The organism is Ignavibacteriales bacterium (genome assembly GCA_016709155.1).
In the GTDB taxonomy this organism is placed as follows: domain Bacteria; phylum Bacteroidota; class Ignavibacteria; order Ignavibacteriales; family Ignavibacteriaceae; genus JADJEI01.
The window spans coordinates 327,147-346,007 of record JADJEI010000013.1 but is presented as its reverse complement, the minus strand read 5'-3'; the positions used below and the strand labels follow the sequence as shown (position 1 = coordinate 346,007).

The window sequence follows — 18,861 nt, the reverse complement described above, 5'->3', positions numbered from 1 at the left end:
CTTCCGTATAGTTTTAAAATTTTATAATTCAAATTTAGTGAATCAGGCTAAGTATTGAAGCCGAAATAAAAACTTATTTTGACTGCTGTTTGTAAAAATTTGATTGCCTTTTGAGTCGACTTTAAATATGTTCGCTTAACACAAAAAAAATAATTTGGAGATCAGATGGAAAACTTTGAAGGAACCGATCAGGATCAGCAAATCGAAACTCCAGCAGAACAGGAGTTAAGTCATTCCGATAAAATGATCGGAGTGTTCACAGAACCCGCAGCAACATTCGAAAAAGTATCTAACTTTCCAGCAAGAACAGTTGATTGGGCTTTGCCAATGTTCATCTTACTGGTCCTTGTAGCTTTATCACAAATATTAATGATGAGCAACAGTGAAATAGCATTTCAAATGAAAGAGAAAGCAAAACAGAATATCGAAAAAAGTTTTGCTGATGCAGTTAAAAATGGTCAAATGACACAATCTCAAGCTGATGAGCAAATTGACAAAATTATGGACCAGATGGATCAAGGCAGGGGTGTAATTGGAATGGTAATTCAAACTGTTTCAATTTTTGTTATTGGATTTATATTCTTCTTTATTATCTCGGGAATTTATTTCTTCTTTTCTAAAATAGTACTGAAAGGAAGCGGCAGTTATTCTTCAGCATTGGTTGCAAGCGGATTGACAAGTTACATCTCGATGATTCAAATTATTTTGGCTGCGATATTAGCATTGGCATTTGGTAAGCTAATGAATGATATAAGCGTGGCGACTTTTATTGACGCAGATAAGTCAACCATGGTCGGATGGCTTCTTGCAAAACTCGACCCAATTTCGATTTGGGCATATATAGTTGTTGGTATTGGATTAGCGAAGATGTTTAGAGTAAAAAGTACGATAAATTATATTGCAATGGTTTTGCTTGTTTGGATTTTGGGGAGCTTGATGTTCTATGCTATTTCTAAGGCAGTGCCATTCCTTAGTTTTCTGAACGGCTAATTAAAAATGTAGAGACGTAGTTCGCTACGTCTCTACATAATTGATTGAGGATCAACATCGTAAAGTATTCTCACATCTTTGTAGCGAGATCGTTTGTTGAATTCCACTAATGAATTCAAGATAGCAGTTCGAAGTATTTTTCCGGCAGGATCTGTTTTACGACTGCTTTTAATTACAAGTTGAAATCTATACAACCCTTTTAATCTTGCAATCATTGCGGGTATTGGATGGGTGATTTTTAACTGTCTGCTGTAAGCAATTAAATATTTGTAAAAATCATTAATAGCACCTTCGGCTTTTTTTAAATCCATATCTTTTGTTTCAATCAATGCAATTCTTGTAAATGGCGGGTATCCAAGTTTTTCTCTATCAAATATTTCTCGTTCATAAAATCCTTTATAGTCAGTATGCAAAACTTTTTGAAGCGTAAAATTCTTTTCATTCTGAGTTTGAATGACAACTTCACCTTCAACTTTGCTTCTTCCGGCTCTGCCCGCAACTTGAGTGAGCAATTGGAAAGTTCTTTCGTCAGCACGAAAATCAGGAAGCCACAAAGTTGTTTCTGCAGAGATTACCCCCACCAATGTTACGCGTGCAAAATCCAATCCTTTCGAAACCATTTGTGTACCAACAAGAATCTCAATTTCACCCTTGCTGAACTCAAGAAGAATTTTCCCTAAAGCATTTTTTTTAGAGATTGAATCAGAATCAACTCTTTTGATTTTTGCATTTGGAAAATAGAACTGCAACTCATCTTCTACTCTTTCCGTGCCAGCCCCGAAATATTTTAACGAAATTGAACCGCAGTGCGTGCAGGCAGGTGGTGTTTTCTTTTCTAAGCCGCAGTAGTGACATTGCAAAATATTTTTATTAATATGATAGACCATCGGAACCGAGCAATTATCACATACTTCCAACTCACCACAATCTTCGCAGTATAGTTGAGTTGAAAAACCCCTTCTGTTTTGAAGAATAATTACACCTTCTTTTTTCTTCAACCTTTGTTCAATGTGATCTAGAAGAATTTTAGAGAAGACATTATCCATCTTTTTCTTTTTCTTTCAACTGCTACATTCACAAGTTTGATAGCAGGCATTTTGGCATCATCAATTCGCTCCGGCAATCCAACTAATTTAAACTTCCCGGTAATTGCGTTATACATGCTTTCAATGGAGGGAGTAGCAGAGCCTAAAACAACAGGACAATCATTTATGCTTGCAAGAATAATAGCAGCATCCCGCGCATTGTATCGTGGAATTAGATCTGTTTGTTTGTAACTGGCATCATGTTCTTCATCCACACAAATCAATCCGATGTTTTTAAGAGGTGCAAACAATGCTGAACGAGCACCAACAACGACTCTGGATTTTCCTTTTAAAATTCTTCGCCACGAATCATATCTTTCACCCAAAGACATTCTACTGTGAATAACCGATACGGTGTCACCAAAATTATTAAACAGCCGCGAAGTCATTTGAGGCGTCAGCGATATTTCAGGAACAAGTATCAGTACAGTTTTATTTGCGGCAAGTGCAGTTTTTGTCAACTCAATATAGACTTGTGTTTTGCCGCTCCCTGTAACTCCGTGGAGTAAGTATGTTCTAAACTTTTCGGAAGTAATTTCGGTGTCGATTTCATTGACAATATCATATTGCTGATTAGTAAGTTTCAGTTTTGTATGCTCTTCTTTATAATACTCCGAATAAATACGTTCTATTTCTTTATCGAAGACAGCGATAAGATTTTTTTCGACAAGTGAATCAACAGAAGATTTTGAGCCATCAGTTTTTTTTAGAGTTTCCTGTAAAGGTAGTGGTTTTCCTTTTGCAGATATTAATTCAAGAAGGATTTTTATCTGCTTTGGTGATCTGTTTTCAATTTCCGGTAAGTAAGAATAGATTTCAGCAAGAGGCAGATTCAGTTTGATATACTTAACTGTTTTTTCTTTAACTCTTGCATTCTCCAATTCATCAATAACAGTTATTGCTCCTGCGTTTTGAAGTGTTCGAAGAGAAGAATAAATATTTTTTTTATTTATTGATTTTTGAAGATAAGACAAGCTAATTTCTTCATGCTCAGAAATTACTTTAAGTATTTTTGATCGCGTAGAGTTTTTATTTTGTTCTTTTGAAAGAAGCTGCAAACAAAAGTTTCTATCGGATTGAATTCTTTTTTTGATTCAATGTCTGTCCCCTGCGGAACAGCTAATCGCAGTGCTTCTCCAAGTGATGATAAATAATAATCTGAAAGCCAGTTATAAAACTTCAATGATTTTTCATCAAAGACAGGAAGTTCATCAAGTACATCTATTATCGGTTTTATGTTTTCAATCTTCTCGGCTGTTAATGCAGCTTTAACGATAAATCCTGTTATTGTTCTTTTGCCAAAGGGAGCGACTGCACGCACACCAACCTTTATAAAATCTTCAAGCTCCTCCGGTACTGTATAGGTGAATGTATTTCTAAAAGGCAGAGGAAAAACTAATTCAACAAACATTATTTTTTCGTCGGATAGAAGGGTGCCAGTTCACGGTAACTTTCCAATTCAAATGCATTACTTAGCATTTGAAATTTTAGTGTTTTAAATGATTTATCCCAGACAATTCTTTTGTACTGATCTGTGATAAATATTTGACCATTTGTTGAGACAATAGAATCTAAAGGTTCGAAAGTAATATAGTAGAATTCATCGTCATACACCATCCCTTCAACTTTACCAATTTCATCAAAGCGGTAAACTCCTTTTCCATTTAATTTTCCATTCTCCACAAATAAATCACGGGAAGAAATAAACTTTCCTTCATTGTTCATATCATCTATAAACTGCTGACTTCCAAGTATAGTTTCGAATAGTGCTGTTTTATCTTCTTCAAATGCTTCATCAGTTTTTGCATCCGATCGAATATCATTGATTTGAATTATCACCTCACCGCTGTTTTCTGTAAACAATGTTACTTCGTACGAAACTGTTTTGAATTGAAGACAGCCGGAGAGTATTGTACCGCTAATTATTATTGATATTAAAATTAAATAGTGTTTCATAAAATTTCCTTTTGATAAGTGTTTCATTTTCATTAGTTAAAATATCAGAATTTTCGAAATAGACTTCATTTTATTTTATACGTTTAGAAACGGAGCAAGTTACATTTCTGAGATTCGCAGCCTTACATTAATTCACAGCTTCTTCCAACAGCGCAATGGTTTGCACATCTGCACTTAGTTTTACATTGATGCCAAAAGGCAAAGTGAATTTATCTTTAACGTGTCCGAAGGACATTCCATAAACAACAGGTATTTTCAAATTGCCCAGCCTATCGTGCAGAACTTCCATTAAAGTTAAAGATTTTTCAAAGGATGGGTTATCTAATTTTGATTCACAATTCCTAAATATTCCCATCGCTACTCCTGCGGCATTATCAAACTTTCCTGCCTGAATCATTTGAGTCAGCATACGATCAATGCGGTAAGGCTCTTCTCCTATTTCCTCAAGAAATATTATTTTATTTTTTGTTTCGATGTCAAACTCAGTTCCAATAAGTGAAACGACAATGGAAAGGTTTCCGCCTGTTAAAATTCCCTCTCCTTCTCCATTCACTAATGTTGTAACTCCATAAATATTTTCATCTTCACCGCTTGTTGAATTTATGAGTACGGTGTCTTTTTGAGGATTGATCAAGACTTTATCGAAATATTCTTTTGTAAAATCATTAAATGTAGAAGTAGCAACAGGTCCGTGAAATGTTATCAATCCTGTTTTTTTAAATATACCAAGATGAAGAGCTGTAACATCGCTGTAACCGATAAGAACTTTTGGGTTTGACATTATAACATCATAATCCAACAAAGGCATAATACGCGCACAGCCATAGCCGCCGCGAGCACAAACAATTCCATTAACATCCTTCCGTTTAAACATATCCATCAAATCATTTGCACGCTCTGCATCAGTTGCAGAGAAATATCCATTCTGTAAAAGAAGTTTATTCGAATAAACAGCATTGAAACCGAGCTGCTGAAGATTATCAATTGATTGCTGAAGTTCGTCTTCAGTTATGTAACTTCCCGGAGTAACGAGAGCAAGAGTATCACCTTTACTTAATTTCGAAGGCTTGATGATAGGGTGTATACCCACCTCCCTTAAAAAGGAATTTCCAATAAGCGGAAGTGCAAAGCCGGCAGCAGCCGATTTTTTTAGAAAAACTTTTCTGTTCATTTCTATTTCAGTAGAATTTCTTTCGAATTAATTTTTCAGAACAGAAATTAGAAAATAATTTTAAGTATTATTTACCAAATTGTATCAGTAACAAAACAATTGTTGCAGCACTTGCTACTATACCTAAATAAGTTCCAAACCGTGATACGTAATAATTGAAAGAATGGATAGGGATACGGGGCACATAAATAAAATCACCTTCTTCAATTTTGTACTCATTTTCGGTAATCGGCAGCCATTCCCTGCTATGGGCTTTTATAAGCATTACTTCATCATCAGCATATTCTCCAAATCCACCTGCTTTTTCAATATAGGATTGATAATCAGCGTCCTGCACAAAAGGAATTTTTCCCGGTTGTGGCACTTGTCCATATACGTATACATTGTGATCTTGCTGCGGGATAAAAATAACGTCCCCATCCTTTACAATGTAATGTGATTCGGGAGAACCTTCTTCGTAAACTTTATTGAAATCTATTGCAGCACTTTCTGTAAGCACCCTTAACTCATCTTCAAGAAAAAAATAAGTGGTGTCAACTTCTGTTAGATTAGACATACGAATCATCATCTTGGATTGTAAGTCAACCAAAGCGTTAAATATTTTTTGCTGATTTTCAGTGTAGTAGTCTTCAGTCTTGAATCCATATAACTTTTGCATAAGAAATGTTATACTGTTTCCGGTAAATATTTTTGCCCCATTTAATGAAGCACTGTTTGTTAATCCCCCCGCCTCTTCAATAATTTGTTTAAGAGGTAAACCAGTTTTATTAATAGGAATTAAACCGGGTGAATTTACTTCACCAAGAACGAGTACATTAAAATCTCTTCGCTGCGTTTCATCGGTGAGAATCACAATGCGATCGCCTCGTTGTAATGCGTAATCGGCATTCAACCCGGTATCAATTTTTTGTAATTCTGTTCCGTCATAAGAAAGCCGGCGAATTTCATAACGGAGTACTTTATCGTATGCTTTATTTAATCCAAGAGCAAGTTCAATTGCGTCTGATATTTTATCCCCGTCAACAAAAGGGTATTTACCCGGTTTATTTACTGCGCCGCTAATTGAGAAATAATTTATTTCAAGATCCATTGGTTCGAATAAAAGTACGTCATCATTTTTGAGGTAGGGGTTATTAATAAAATCTCCGTTTACTCTGAACTTCAGCAAATCAAGTTTTAATACTTCGCCATTGACTCGTTTTAATGTGATATTTCTAAGCGAATAATTTTCAAGTTCCTTCTTCAACTTTAACAACTCTTCAGGGTCGTTCGTGATTCTGAGAGATTTTTCTTTCGCTTCAGTATAAATCCTTGTGACAAAAGCATCAACTCGCTCAGTAATTAGTGCAGAGAATGAACCTGTCACTAAAAAACTTCCGCCTATTGAGACGTTTAATGTTGAAGTGCTCAAAAATAAATTTGAATTATCGGTTGTTGATATCTGAGCAAAAGAAATGTTTATAATAGAAATGAATAAAAAAGTTTTAAGAAGAATTTTCATTTAAGTCTCTGATTTAAGTTTCTAATTAATATTTTCGTATTGAAGTGAATAATATTTTGTGTACTCACCGTTGATTATTCGTTCCCACCAATTTTTATTTTCGAGGTACCAATCAATTGTATCGTTGATTGCAGTTTCAAATGGGTACAATGGCTGCCATCCGAGTTTGTTTTTCATTTTAGTTGAATCAATCGCATAACGTCTATCGTGACCGGGGCGATCTTTTACGTATTGGATTAGCTCCTCCGATTTATTTAATTTTTTCAATATCAATTTAACAATTTCAATGTTAGGCTTTTCATTATTTGAACCAATGTTATAAACTTCTCCAACATCTCCCTTCTCAAAAACTTTTCTAATTGCAATGTTATGATCAATGACATAAATCCAATCACGCACATTCATTCCATCACCGTAAACAGGGAGCTTTTTATTATTGAGTGCATTAATGATCATAAGTGGAATTAACTTTTCAGGAAATTGATAAGTCCCATAATTATTTGAACAGCGGGTAATGACAATCGGAAGTCCGTAGGTGTGATAAAATGCTAAAGCCATCATATCTGCTGAAGCTTTGCTCGAACTGTAAGGGCTGTTTGGTGAGAGATTACTTGATTCTGTAAAATAGCCCTCAGAACCAAGACTGCCGTAAACCTCATCGGTTGAGACTTGAAGAAATTTTTCCACTTCAAATTGTCTGGCATTTTCAAGCAAAACATTTGTTCCTATTACATTAGTTTGAAAAAATATTTTTGATCCGAGAATACTTCTATCAACGTGTGACTCGGCAGCAAAATTTATTACATATTTAATTTTATATTTTTCAAACAAATATCTAACAAGTTCGGAATTACAGATATCGCCCTTTATAAAACGATAATTCTTTTTCGCCTCAATTGATTTTAGGTTTTCAAGATTTCCGGCGTAGGTTAGTTTATCAAGATTTATAATGTTGTACTCGTCTGTATCGTTCAGAATATAATTGAGGAAATTACTGCCGATAAATCCAGCTCCGCCTGTAACCAATAAATTTTTCATAAAATTTTAATAAGAAAATAATCCCAAAAATATTCCAGCTTGAATATAGAAATGGTTGCCATTAATTTTTGATGGAACATTTGAAAGTTCCAAACCATTTTCTACTTCCCAGTTATCGCCAAGCGTAAAAGAATAACCGGCACCAAGTCTTACAGCCGCCAGGTAATAAATCGGAATTTCAATATTGATTGCGGGACTGATGAGAAAAAAGTTATTTATTAATCTTCGGTTGTAATTTGCTGTTGCAGTTGAAGTTCCGATTTCATTTATAATTTCATTCCAGGAAAATGATCCGCTGTTTTTGAACAATTCGATTTGATAACTGCCCCCTCCGATTAAAGTTCCTAAAGAAACGCCGACGTTTTTTATAAACGGGAAAGTATATTCTATAGTAACGCCGCCGCCACTGATAGAAACAACTGTTTCTCGATTTTCATTTCCAGCTAATGTTTTTTCGGAAGTTGAACCGCCAAAACCCATTCCGCCAATCCGAAGATTGGGCACGAAACCGATATAAGCAAATCCGGCTCCACCTGAACTGAAAAAACCAGATTTTGTAACCGCGGGAAAATTTGCAGATAACAAAGTATTGTTCAACTCATAAGTGTTAATAAAATTCCAGGTTGGAAGATATCCACCACCCATTCCGAAGGGTGCGTCAAACATTTTGCTTCCTTGTGCTTTTATCAAACTGGCTAAAGTTAATAGTATTACTATCAACAGGAATATTTTTTTCATAATCTTTCTTAAGTTATTGATAAATTTACCAAAGCACTTTAGAAATTCCAATTCTAACCTTTTGGTATTTCTATTTAGACTTTGTTCAATTTCTACCTGGAGAGTTAAGGTTGGGATAAAAAAATTACTTTATGCCATGAATTTCACTGATTTACACGAATTTAATTTTTTGAAATATTAGTGTTAATTCGCAGTTTGTTTTTTACCGTTACTTATATCGTTCATAATTGTTGCAAAAGAAACCTTGGATTAAAATATGAAAATTTTGGTTACCGGCGGAAGTGGATTGTTAGGACAGTATCTGAATATTTCGCTTTCAAAAAAAAATGAAATTCTGACACTGTATCACTCGAATGCAGGAAATTGTACTCGTCATAATTTTGTTCGTGGAAACATTATTGATGAGAAATTCACTCGCGGAGTCTTCGAATCATTTCAACCGCAGATTGTAATTCACACGGCTGCCATAACTAACCCAATCCTAAACGGACAATATAATTTAGAAGATTATGAGCGAGTGAATGTGACTGCAACTGAACTAATTGCTCAGCAATGTGAAAACTTCAAGTCAAAATTAATTTATACATCTACAGATCTTGTTTATTCAGGTAATGAAGGATCAATGTTGAAAGAGGATGCTTTACTTCAACCAATATCTGTTTATGCTGAAACGAAATTAAAAGGTGAAACGAAAATCAAAGAAACTTTTGATAATTATCTCATCCTTCGCACGGCACTATTATTCGGGTTCGGGTTAAATCACTCGAGAAGTTTTTTTGATAGAATGTTTGATAGTCTTTCACAAAATATTCCTATCAATTTATTTATAGATCAGTTTCGCACTCCGTTGAGTTTAATTGAAGCTGCGAGGATGATCTCTGAAATTGTTGAGCTTGACATAAAATCTGAAACAATAAACTTTGCCGGACTAAATCGAATAGACCGTTTTGAACTTGGAGAATTACTTTGTGAAACTGCCGGTTATAATAAAAATCTTCTGAATAAAATATCAATGAAGGAAATTCCAAATTATCCGCAAGTGAAAGACGTTTCACTAAACACCGATAAACTCCAATCTTTTGGTATCAAATCAAAATCTATTGAAGAAAGTTTAATGGAGATAATATCGGAGCGGCGAAAAAGTTGAGATAATTAGTAAATTATTTCAACCCGGCAGAGTTTACATCAATTAATCGAACGACGATAATTCCCGTGTGCTTCTTTACTTTATTAATGTAATCCGATAGTGGTAATTCAGAAATTTGAACTTTAGAGCCGACAACCGGAGCGTGAAGTAAATGAATTTTACCATCCCCCATCCTGATCGCCAAACCAACATGACCGATATCAAGTCCATCAATATTTGTCGTGAAAGCTATCAAATCACCATCATTTATTTTTTCATCAACTTCTTTTATGGAACTTTTGGGAATGAAATAATACATTCGACTGCTTATTTCTTTTTCTTGTTTTCGAATTAACGAAATAAATTCTTCGTTTGCTTTCAATTGCGAATAACTATCGGGATGAGTTGTTATATAATTTACAGGAAATGAAATTGGTACACCGCCAAGATTTTTAGTTATATCATTGCAGATTTTTTTGTTTGAGTTATTAAAAATCCAATCAGAAAAATAATGCAGGCGTGAAGGGTATTGATCAATTTGCCCATCCCTATAACGAATAAACTGCAACTCCGCAAGATAATCTTCAAATGTAGTTTTATTTCTTTGGATGCATCTTGAAATAGCAATTACGTTTTCGATAAATGTTGTGCAATCAAACGCAGATAGATTGATCACCAAATTTTCATCACTTGAGTTTTCGAGAGTTGAGGCTTTATAATCAGCACCGAGAAATGTTTTTGCTACTTCACTTATTATTTCGTTGATTGGTTTTTGACTAAGCGATTTTTCAAAAGCAAGGTCGAATTTCGAATTACAAATTTCTACATCGGATTCGGAAAATACCTGTGCAGATAAACCTACTGAAATAAATAATAAAAAGATTAACAACGCAGCTTTAGTCAATTTCATTTTTTTCCACCGTTGATCGGATAATAGATTTTCCGTCAAATAATATCATCGTCAGTTTGGACAGCAGCATACTCCTGAATCTGTCTTTGATGAGCTAAGTTTTCAAAACGAGCATACTCTTTTATAAATGCTAATCTCACTTCACCTGTAGGACCATTTCGCTGCTTGCCAATGATGACTTCAGCGATTCCTTCTGTTGGAGTTTTATTCTCATCGTCAAAATTTTTAATTCCATTTTGCTCCGGGCGATTTAAAAAGATAACGACATCTGCATCCTGTTCAATTGAACCTGACTCGCGTAAATCTGAAAGCAGGGGGCGTTTATCAGTTCTTGTTTCCACCGAACGATTTAACTGTGATAAAGCCAGGACGGGAATGTTTAATTCTTTAGCGAGTGCTTTAAGCGAGCGTGAGATGTGAGATATTTCCCGCTCACGAGATTCCGCATTTGAAGGTCCCTGCATCAACTGCAGATAGTCAATTATAATCAACCCAATATTTTTTTCGCTTTTTAATCTTCTTGCTTTCGCTCTTATCTCAAGAACAGTTTGTGACGGAGTATCGTCAATATAAATTGGAGCGTTAATTAATTTATGTACGTTTTTACTTAGCTTTCTTCCCTCCTCCTGCGGAAGTTTTCCGGTTCGGACTAAGTGCGCATTAAGTCTTCCTTCGGCGCAAAGTAAACGAATTATCAATTGCATTGTGGACATTTCAAGACTGAAAATTCCAATCGGCACTTGATGATCAATTGCAGCATTACGAGCCAATGATAGTGCGAGTGCAGTTTTTCCCATGGAGGGTCTTGCAGCTATAATAACAAGATCGGATTTTTGCAAGCCGCCGAGCATTTCGTCTAATTCATAAAAGCCGGTGGGAACAGAAAATTTTTGTGTGGAAGATGAATGAATTGCTTCAATGTATTCGAGAGCTTCGCGGACTGCTCTATCCATTGACTTGAAGGATGTTTTCAGATGTGATTCTGTTATTTCAAATATTTTTCTTTCGGCACGGTCTAATATTTCAAATGCATCATCAGTGCCGGAGTATGCTGCTCTTGCAATTTCGTGTGAGCTGGAAATCAATCCTCTTAAAATTTCTTTTTCTAAAATAATTTTTGCGTGGAATTCTATGTTGGCAGCAGAAGAAATATTTTGTGAAAGTTTGCTGAGGTAAACTGCACCACCGACGTCTTCTATTTGTTCTCTCTTTTTCAGTTCTTCGTAAAGCGTTACTGTGTCAATCGGTTCGCTTGATTCGAACAGGCTGACCATTGCCTCGAATATCAGGCGATGTGCTTTGAGATAAAAACTGGAGGGGGTGAGTAATTCCAATGCTTTGGGTACGGCTTCTTTTTCAATCAGCATTGCGCCGAGTACTGAAGCTTCTATTTCCGGAGCAGCAGGCGGCTTCACGTCTGCGGGAATGAGTTTATCAATTTCTGATGATATATAATTTTTTGCTTTAGCCAATTACTGTAAATCTCTTTCGAATTAATACAATTAAATTTTTCCGATGATTCGGGGTTCAAATATCGTATAAAAATTGTTTAATGTAAATAAGGTAATAGACAATTTACAATGTACAATGTAGAATTTAGAATTAGGAATTTAATGGATGAAAGAATTTTCATTGTTGCAGTTGGGATTTTTGCTTTGGCAGTTGGCTTTTTTACTTTGGCAGTTGGCTTTTTTACTTCGGCAGTGGGCTCTTTCAACTTTGCAGTGAACTTTTTTACTTCGGTAGTAAGCTTTTTCAACTTTGCAGTGGACTTTTTTACCTCGGTAGTAAGCTTTTTCAACTTTGCAGTGCGCTTTTTTACTTCGGCAGTGGGCTTTTCATACTGGCAGTTACGAGTTTGCTAATGGAGTGTGACATTTTTATCAATTAGTATGACAGTTATGTCAAAGAAGTTTAAGGTTTCTATTTGGGAGAGAGAGTTTGTCGTATTTGGAAGGATGGGATTCTTCCATCATGCGCCGAAGTTTGGGGAATGATAAAACTATGGGCACCTATTATAAATTCTCTTTTGTGTACCGAAGTCACTTATTCATTTACTTTTTAAGGTTGATTGTAAAAAATCTATTTTCCACTTACCCTGTTCTTTCCTGAATGTTGCGTTCTCTACCCATTCCTTTGTGTTACGCAAAGTATCACCAACATAGAAGTCACCATAATTGAAATATGAAATGTGTCCACTTTCATTGTCCACGTAAATTTTAAAGTTATCAAATCGAAACTTAATCCTTGTATCAGTACGATTTTGGAGATGTCTATAAAGACTATCGTTGTTCCAAATTTTTCCGCTTTCAAAAAGTAAATAATCAGTAGTTGTGTTTTCGTTCATCTTTTTTAAATCTACATTTTTAATTCCGTCAAAATAGTCAACAAGCATGTCCTTTAATTTTTGCGGGTCATCTTTTTCAATGGATTGAGAACAACCTACCCACAGTCCAAACCCAATCAATAATAGTAGTGTTATTTGTTTCATAATTATAATTTGTCAGCTATTTTTTGTCCACGTGTTGTGCATAACGGTTGAGGCTATATGCAGTAAGTGATTGCGGGCTTCTTCCTGTCCACTTACACGAAATCTTATGCGGGGTAAAATGCTTGAATTATCACTGAAACCCTAATTGCATATAGCCTTTGTTAGCGGTTTGTTGTTTTTGTTTTAGTCACGCATTTTCTTTAACATTTTTATAGCTGAAGAATTATTAGGGTTCAATTTTAAGGACTTTTCATAAGCAAATATAGACTTCTCTATTTCTTCATTTGCATAATATGCTTCTCCAAGGCTGTCCCAAGCATTCCATGAATCAGGATATTCCACTGAATTCAGTTCAAAAGCTGTAATGGCTTCTTTAATTTTACCAATACCAAGTAAGTCATAACCTGCCGTATTCATTTCATCTTCAGAAAAGGGTTTCCACCAGTATTCGTGTGTTTGAAACCACTGTTTGTAATTTTTGTAGGCAAGTTTTACTTCATCATTTGTTTTACTTCTTACCAAGTTTGTTAGTTTTATAAGACCTTTATCAATAGTTGCCATTGCATCATCTTCACCACTAAAATAAGTTAATGCTTCATAACTGACTGGAAAATCTGGAGCGAAAAAGTGAGAAGTATCTGAAGGAAAGCCAGTTTGCCAAAAAAGAGTGGAAATCTGAAATCTTATTTTTGTATCTGGTAATTCTAATTCTGTAGCATCGCCATAATGGTTCCGACCTGCACCACCAGGTTCTCCAATAAAAATCGCATTGGAATATTTTATAAGTTCTGAATAGGCCATAATTCCTGCACTAAATGTTTTTCTACCAGTAATTACAAAAAGTTTTCCGTATTCTTGTAACCAAGGTCTTTGCATCAGGTGTAAAATAAATGGTTTAAGGAGGGTTCCATCACCACCACTATTGTATCGTATGTCAATTACAAACCGTTTAATATCTATTTTGTGTAAATCAGCATAATTAAATAGTGAATCAAAAAAATGTTTGCTTGTCAAATCATCCCAATTTCTTTGAACAAAATTATATTGAAAAAATAAAGTTTTTGTTGAATCAATAAAATTGAAATGATATGGTTGTCTTAAGCGTAAATGCAAAGGTATTTCAGGCTTGTTTTCCCTAAAATCAAAAGAAAGATATTCAGGTTTAAAGGCTGCCAGGTTTATAAATGGACCAAACATTTCACCCCATCCCATCCAACGTATATGTTTATAATCTCCAGATCTTGCTTCAAAAGAAAGGACTTCTTTCTTGCCGTTTTTTTCAACTGTTAGTTCAACCGTTTTGTTTGTAGTAATATTCACAAATTGCAGCAAATCAACTGAAGAAAGAAAAATAGGTGCTTTTTCTTTAACCCACCATTCATTATCTGCCGAGATGAAAGGTTTTACTATTTGTACAGCTTCTTTCCATGACAAGTTACCGATACGATCCACCCTTGCTCCTAGAAATTGTTTTTTATTTTCTTCAATTGCTGTTATATATAGGCCGTCTGCAAACTGATATAAACGAAACGGTAGCCATTGTTGGTTAGTGTCAAGTACAACCATAGTATGACCATCATTTAATAATGCAAAAATCCTTACCAATTCAATGTTAAATTGCTGTACAGTCAATTTATTTGCTTTTGTTTTTAGTCTTAAAAATGCTTGTTTTACCTTTTCTTGTTCCTTTACATCAAATCTTAGTTTTGGATGTATTTCAAGTAATTTGCTTTCGGCAAAATTTATATCTCTACTAAAATCGGGAATGACTTGTGCAGATAATGTATTGCAGATGGTGGTCATTAAAATGGTCAATATTATATTTTTCATTTATTTCAGTTTTTTTTGATATTAGTCTTTCTAAACTCGTCTTGTCAGTCTTACAATGACCGCTAACAAAATTCTTTGCACAATATTGTATTTATCCCTCCCATCGGTATGAATAACAGAACTTTTTCCAGTGTTAGTCATTGAATTAATTTTGCTTTAATCATTGATTAAAATTTTTATGAAAAGCTATTTTAAACTATCTCATCAAACATTTTCCGGAATTGCTTTACATCTTCCCAGCAGCCTTTTTTCCAATTTGGGTTTCGCAAGAGTGCTGCGGGATGATAGGTAACCATCGCTTTTATTCCTTCATAAAGAAAAACTTTGCCGCGCATATTTGTCAGCGAGTCTTTCTTTTTTAACAAGCCTTGTGCAGCTGTTAAACCGAGACATAAAATTGCTTTCGGTTTTATCAGCTCAATTTGTTTTTTCAAATATGGAATACATGTTTCCATTTCAATGGGGGTAGGTGTACGGTTTTCGGGCGGGCGGCATTTAACTATGTTGCCGATATAAACTTCATCACGGGAGAATTTTATTGCTTTTAGAATATCGGTAAGCAACTGCCCTGCTCTTCCGACGAAAGGAAGCCCTTGCTTATCCTCTTCTGCGCCGGGACCTTCGCCAATTACCATTACGTCTGCATCGGGATTGCCGGAACCAAATACAAACTTGTTGCGTCCTTTGTGTAGATCGCATTTGGTGCAATTACAAATCCGTTTATTTAATTCATCGAGCGAGATTGAATCACTCCAAGGTTCTTTTGTAGCATTAAATATTTCTACTTGAGGTTCTTTGACTTTAGAGGGGGCAGCAGGTTTTGGCAATTCGATTTTTTCGGCAGTTGATTTTTTGTTTTTAGATTTAGGTGTCTCGTAAACTATTTCAGTTTTTCTTTTTAGATTCTCTTTTGAAGCGAAAAGTTCATCACCAAAAATTTCTTTTTGAAGTTCTAATGAGCTGATTAGAATTTCTTTCTGTTTTTGATTCATACTGAGGATGAATTTGAAATGTTATTAATAATTTCAGAAAGGATTTTATTGGCTGCGGAAAATTTAGACATCAGCGAAAGTTTGGTAACTCTCCCTGACTTGTTAAGGATGGTAATTTTATTTGAATCGTATTCAAAACCACTTTTTTTATCATTCAATGAATTTAAAATAATCATATCGAGATTTTTAGCAGCCATTTTCGTTTTTGCATTCTTCAATTCATTATCGGTTTCGAGTGCAAATCCAGCGACGAATTTATTTTCCTTTTTGAGTGAGGACAGAATATCAGCAGTAAGCGTAAGTTGAAGCGAGAACGGTTTAATATCTTTTTTGATTTTTCTATCAGCAACTTTGATCGGCTTGAAGTCGGCAACTGCAGCAGCCATAATCAAAATGTTATTTGATTTTAATTCATTATCAACTGCTTTTTTCATTTCGGTCGCAGAACGAATGTTGATTAATTTTATTTCGGGATAAAGTGATTGCGAATTCGGTCCTGCAATCAGAGTAACATCAGCGCCGCGAAGCCATGCAGCTTTGGCAATGGAAACACCCATTTTACCTGAAGATCTGTTCCCTAAAAATCTTACGGGATCAATATCCTCGAAGGTTGGTCCGGCGGTTACTAAAATTTTTTGTCCGGTTAAATCTTTACGAAAACCGGAAAGTATCAGAGAAACAGAATCAATAATTTTCTCTAATTCCGGCAGTCTTCCCATCCCCCTTAATCCGCTGGCAAGTTCGCCTTCTTCCGCAGGCACAATGTAATGACCGAATGATTCAAGCTTAGCAAGGTTCTGCCTTGTGATAGGATTAGTGTACATATCCACATCGGCAGCGGGAGCTATGATTAAAGGGCAGCGAAGAGCAGTAACCAGAGTTGTAAGTGCATTATCAGCGAAGCCGGCAGCAATTTTTGCAACAGTGTTTATTGTAGCAGGAGCAACAATCATTAAGTCAGCCCAGAGTGCATAATCAATATGCCAGGTGGTCATATCTGTTCCTGATTGCTGAGAGTCGGGGAACATTTTTACAATTACATTATTTTGGGAAAGTGCTGATAAAGTAAGGGGGCTGATGAATTGAACAGCCGAGGGAGTCATTACAACTTTGACCTCGGCTCCAAATTTAACAAGTTCTCTAACAAGGAAAGCAGATTTATAAGCAGCTATACATCCGGTTACACCGAGAAGGATTTTTTTTCCTTTAAGAGTTTCGGAATGCATGACATTTAGAATAAAATTCTAAGTTACTTTTTATAGTCGTATTGAAATTTACATGCCAACACTTCTTTGATGGCTTGAATATGCGGTTTGTCCTTTTTTTCATGTTCCAGTGCAATTTTTAATTGAGCCGGATTTAGAATATCCTCTGCGTCGTCATCAGTTGCATTGGAAGTTGGAATCGTGCTGATCAAAGCCTGAAATTCGATTTTGTTTTCATCATTCAACTGTCTTGCTCTTTTAGAGGCAACAACTATACCTTCGTAAACGTTAGCAACATTTTTATCGAGTTCTCTTAAGTCAATTGGTTCGATACCTGACATATTATTTATTCTCCTTTATTTAAAAGATTATTTATTAAAATTTTCATTTCGGAAGCAGCTTTGTTTAATTCATTGTTGATTAAAATATAATCAAATTTATCCTTCATACTCAATTCCAATTCTATTCTCTCAATTCTTTTTTTGAGGTCCTGATCAGTTTCTGTCTGCCTTTTTTTAAGGCGATTTATCAACTCTTCTTTAGTCGGCGGTGCAATATAAATCAGTTTTGCTTCAGGGTAAATTTTTTTTATTGACAGCGCCCCTTTTACATCAATCTCAAGGAGAATGTTTTTGCCGTTGTTTATATTATCATCAACGAAATATTTGTAAGTGCCGTAATAATAATCGTAAAATTTTTCCCACTCGACAAATTGGTTTTGTTCAATTTTATTTAAGAACTCTTCTTCAGTAATAAAGAAATAATCAATTCCGTCTTTTTCATTCGGGCGTTTTTTACGTGTTGTGGCAGAAATAGAAAAAACAATTTGCGGAAACTCTGCCAGAGCACTTCTGACAAGCGTGGTTTTACCGGCTCCGCTTGGTGCTGCAACTACGATTATTTTTCCTATTGGACTATTCAAGCTATTCTATGTTTTGAATTTGCTCGCGAATTTTTTCAATTTCTTCTTTGATCGCTACGGAAGTATGTGTAACTGAAACCGAGAGAGATTTTGAAGAAATTGTATTTGCTTCACGATTCAATTCCTGACATAAAAAATTAAGCCGCCTTCCTGTTTCATCACTGTGATCAAGACTTTCGAGAAAATAATTCAAATGACTTTTTAGTCTGACTGTTTCTTCGGTTATATCAACTTTGTCGGCGATTAATGCTAATTCGGTTTTCAACCTGTCTGCATCATAATTAGAATCTTGTAAGAGTGAAGCTATGCGTTCTTTCAATTTCGAATAATAAATATTTACCTCAGTGGAGTAAGAGGTTTCTATTTCTTGCACTTTCTGTTGAATATTTTTAATTCTAACAGATAAATCTTTTCTAAGAACCTCCCCCTCTTTCTTTTTCATACTCATCATATCTTTGATAGCAACTTTAATTGCTTCAACAACGATTTTGAATTCATCATCAGAAAAAGCAGAATTGTTATTGGAAAAAATTTCGCGGTTGGCTAAAAAATGTTCGAGTTTAATCTTCTCGGTCAGTTTGGCTTTCTTTTTAATTTTTTTTAGCTCCGTTAAAAAATGCGCAACCTTCGCCTCGTCAATTACAGGAAAGTCGCTTTCGATTCCATTATTTTTTAATTGTATAAATACATTAACTTTTCCACGCTTAATTCCATTTCGAAGAATTTCCCGAATCTCTAACTCGCGACTTGAAAGTGAAGAAGGAATTTTAAGGAAAATTTCAAGGAATCGGCTGTTAACACTTTTTATTTCGACCTCGGCAGAAAGTCCATTATTTGTGGCTAACCCTTTGCCGAAACCGGTCATACTGTAAATCATAATTATCTCTAAAATTGAGGGCTAAAATT

At 35.1% G+C, this 18,861-nt stretch carries 17 protein-coding genes and 1 pseudogene; 3 read left to right on the top strand and 15 right to left on the bottom strand.

Annotated elements, in window-relative coordinates; all coding sequences use genetic code 11:
* Positions 1–165: 165 nt before the first annotated feature.
* A complete protein-coding gene (locus IPH11_14725) occupies positions 166–990 on the top strand; it encodes a YIP1 family protein (GenBank protein ID MBK6914837.1) in 825 nt (274 codons plus the stop codon).
* A gap of 32 nt (positions 991–1,022) precedes the next feature.
* On the opposite strand, the pseudogene priA reads toward IPH11_14725, so the two are convergent.
* From priA to IPH11_14695, 6 genes and pseudogenes are all read right to left on the bottom strand, one after another.
* Positions 1,023–3,486: pseudogene (priA, locus tag IPH11_14720) on the bottom strand (primosomal protein N').
* Positions 3,486–4,031, bottom strand: coding sequence for a hypothetical protein (locus tag IPH11_14715; GenBank protein ID MBK6914836.1), 546 nt, complete (start codon positions 4,029–4,031; stop codon positions 3,486–3,488). The pseudogene priA and the gene IPH11_14715 overlap by 1 nt, the downstream one beginning before the upstream one ends.
* Positions 4,032–4,158: 127 nt before the next feature.
* A complete protein-coding gene (locus IPH11_14710) occupies positions 4,159–5,202 on the bottom strand; it encodes an LD-carboxypeptidase (protein MBK6914835.1) in 1,044 nt (347 codons plus the stop codon).
* 67 nt (positions 5,203–5,269) lie between these two features.
* Positions 5,270–6,703 (bottom strand): SLBB domain-containing protein, encoded by a 1,434-nt coding sequence (locus IPH11_14705; GenBank protein ID MBK6914834.1) that lies wholly within the window; start codon positions 6,701–6,703, stop codon positions 5,270–5,272.
* Positions 6,704–6,724: 21 nt separating this feature from the next.
* Positions 6,725–7,741: a dTDP-glucose 4,6-dehydratase gene (gene rfbB, locus IPH11_14700; protein MBK6914833.1), complete on the bottom strand. Its 1,017-nt coding sequence runs from the start codon at positions 7,739–7,741 to the stop codon at positions 6,725–6,727.
* A gap of 6 nt (positions 7,742–7,747) precedes the next feature.
* Complete coding sequence (locus IPH11_14695; GenBank protein ID MBK6914832.1) at positions 7,748–8,479, bottom strand: hypothetical protein; 732 nt, start codon at positions 8,477–8,479, stop codon at positions 7,748–7,750.
* A 256-nt stretch (positions 8,480–8,735) separates the two neighbouring features.
* Here IPH11_14695 and IPH11_14690 point away from each other — a divergent pair, with 256 nt between their 5' ends.
* The gene (locus IPH11_14690; protein ID MBK6914831.1) at positions 8,736–9,626 is read left to right on the top strand and encodes an NAD(P)-dependent oxidoreductase; all 891 of its coding nucleotides are present in this window, start codon (positions 8,736–8,738) and stop codon (positions 9,624–9,626) included.
* Positions 9,627–9,639: 13 nt separating this feature from the next.
* Here IPH11_14690 and IPH11_14685 read toward each other — a convergent pair whose 3' ends face one another.
* Both IPH11_14685 and dnaB read right to left on the bottom strand, forming a co-directional pair.
* Positions 9,640–10,515, bottom strand: coding sequence for a DUF1460 domain-containing protein (locus IPH11_14685; GenBank protein MBK6914830.1), 876 nt, complete (start codon positions 10,513–10,515; stop codon positions 9,640–9,642).
* A gap of 35 nt (positions 10,516–10,550) precedes the next feature.
* Positions 10,551–11,882, bottom strand: coding sequence for a replicative DNA helicase (gene dnaB / locus IPH11_14680; GenBank protein ID MBK6914829.1), 1,332 nt, complete (start codon positions 11,880–11,882; stop codon positions 10,551–10,553).
* Between the two features lie 246 nt (positions 11,883–12,128).
* Here dnaB and IPH11_14675 point away from each other — a divergent pair, with 246 nt between their 5' ends.
* Positions 12,129–12,380 (top strand): hypothetical protein, encoded by a 252-nt coding sequence (locus IPH11_14675; GenBank protein ID MBK6914828.1) that lies wholly within the window; start codon positions 12,129–12,131, stop codon positions 12,378–12,380.
* A 185-nt stretch (positions 12,381–12,565) separates the two neighbouring features.
* Here IPH11_14675 and IPH11_14670 read toward each other — a convergent pair whose 3' ends face one another.
* The 7 genes from IPH11_14670 to IPH11_14640 form a co-directional block, all read right to left on the bottom strand.
* Positions 12,566–13,006, bottom strand: coding sequence for a hypothetical protein (locus IPH11_14670; GenBank protein MBK6914827.1), 441 nt, complete (start codon positions 13,004–13,006; stop codon positions 12,566–12,568).
* A 183-nt stretch (positions 13,007–13,189) separates the two neighbouring features.
* Entirely contained in the window at positions 13,190–14,836 is a 1,647-nt protein-coding gene (locus tag IPH11_14665) for a tetratricopeptide repeat protein (GenBank protein MBK6914826.1), read from the bottom strand.
* A 191-nt stretch (positions 14,837–15,027) separates the two neighbouring features.
* Entirely contained in the window at positions 15,028–15,828 is an 801-nt protein-coding gene (locus tag IPH11_14660) for a uracil-DNA glycosylase (GenBank protein MBK6914825.1), read from the bottom strand.
* Positions 15,825–17,054, bottom strand: coding sequence for a bifunctional phosphopantothenoylcysteine decarboxylase/phosphopantothenate--cysteine ligase CoaBC (gene coaBC, locus IPH11_14655; protein MBK6914824.1), 1,230 nt, complete (start codon positions 17,052–17,054; stop codon positions 15,825–15,827). Before coaBC ends, IPH11_14660 begins: the two co-directional genes overlap by 4 nt.
* Positions 17,055–17,077: 23 nt before the next feature.
* Complete coding sequence (locus IPH11_14650; protein ID MBK6914823.1) at positions 17,078–17,374, bottom strand: DNA-directed RNA polymerase subunit omega; 297 nt, start codon at positions 17,372–17,374, stop codon at positions 17,078–17,080.
* Between the two features lie 5 nt (positions 17,375–17,379).
* Positions 17,380–17,955, bottom strand: a complete 576-nt coding sequence (gene gmk, locus IPH11_14645) for a guanylate kinase (GenBank protein MBK6914822.1) — start codon at positions 17,953–17,955, stop codon at positions 17,380–17,382.
* A 1-nt stretch (position 17,956) separates the two neighbouring features.
* Entirely contained in the window at positions 17,957–18,832 is an 876-nt protein-coding gene (locus IPH11_14640; GenBank protein ID MBK6914821.1) for a YicC family protein, read from the bottom strand.
* Positions 18,833–18,861 lie beyond the last annotated feature (29 nt).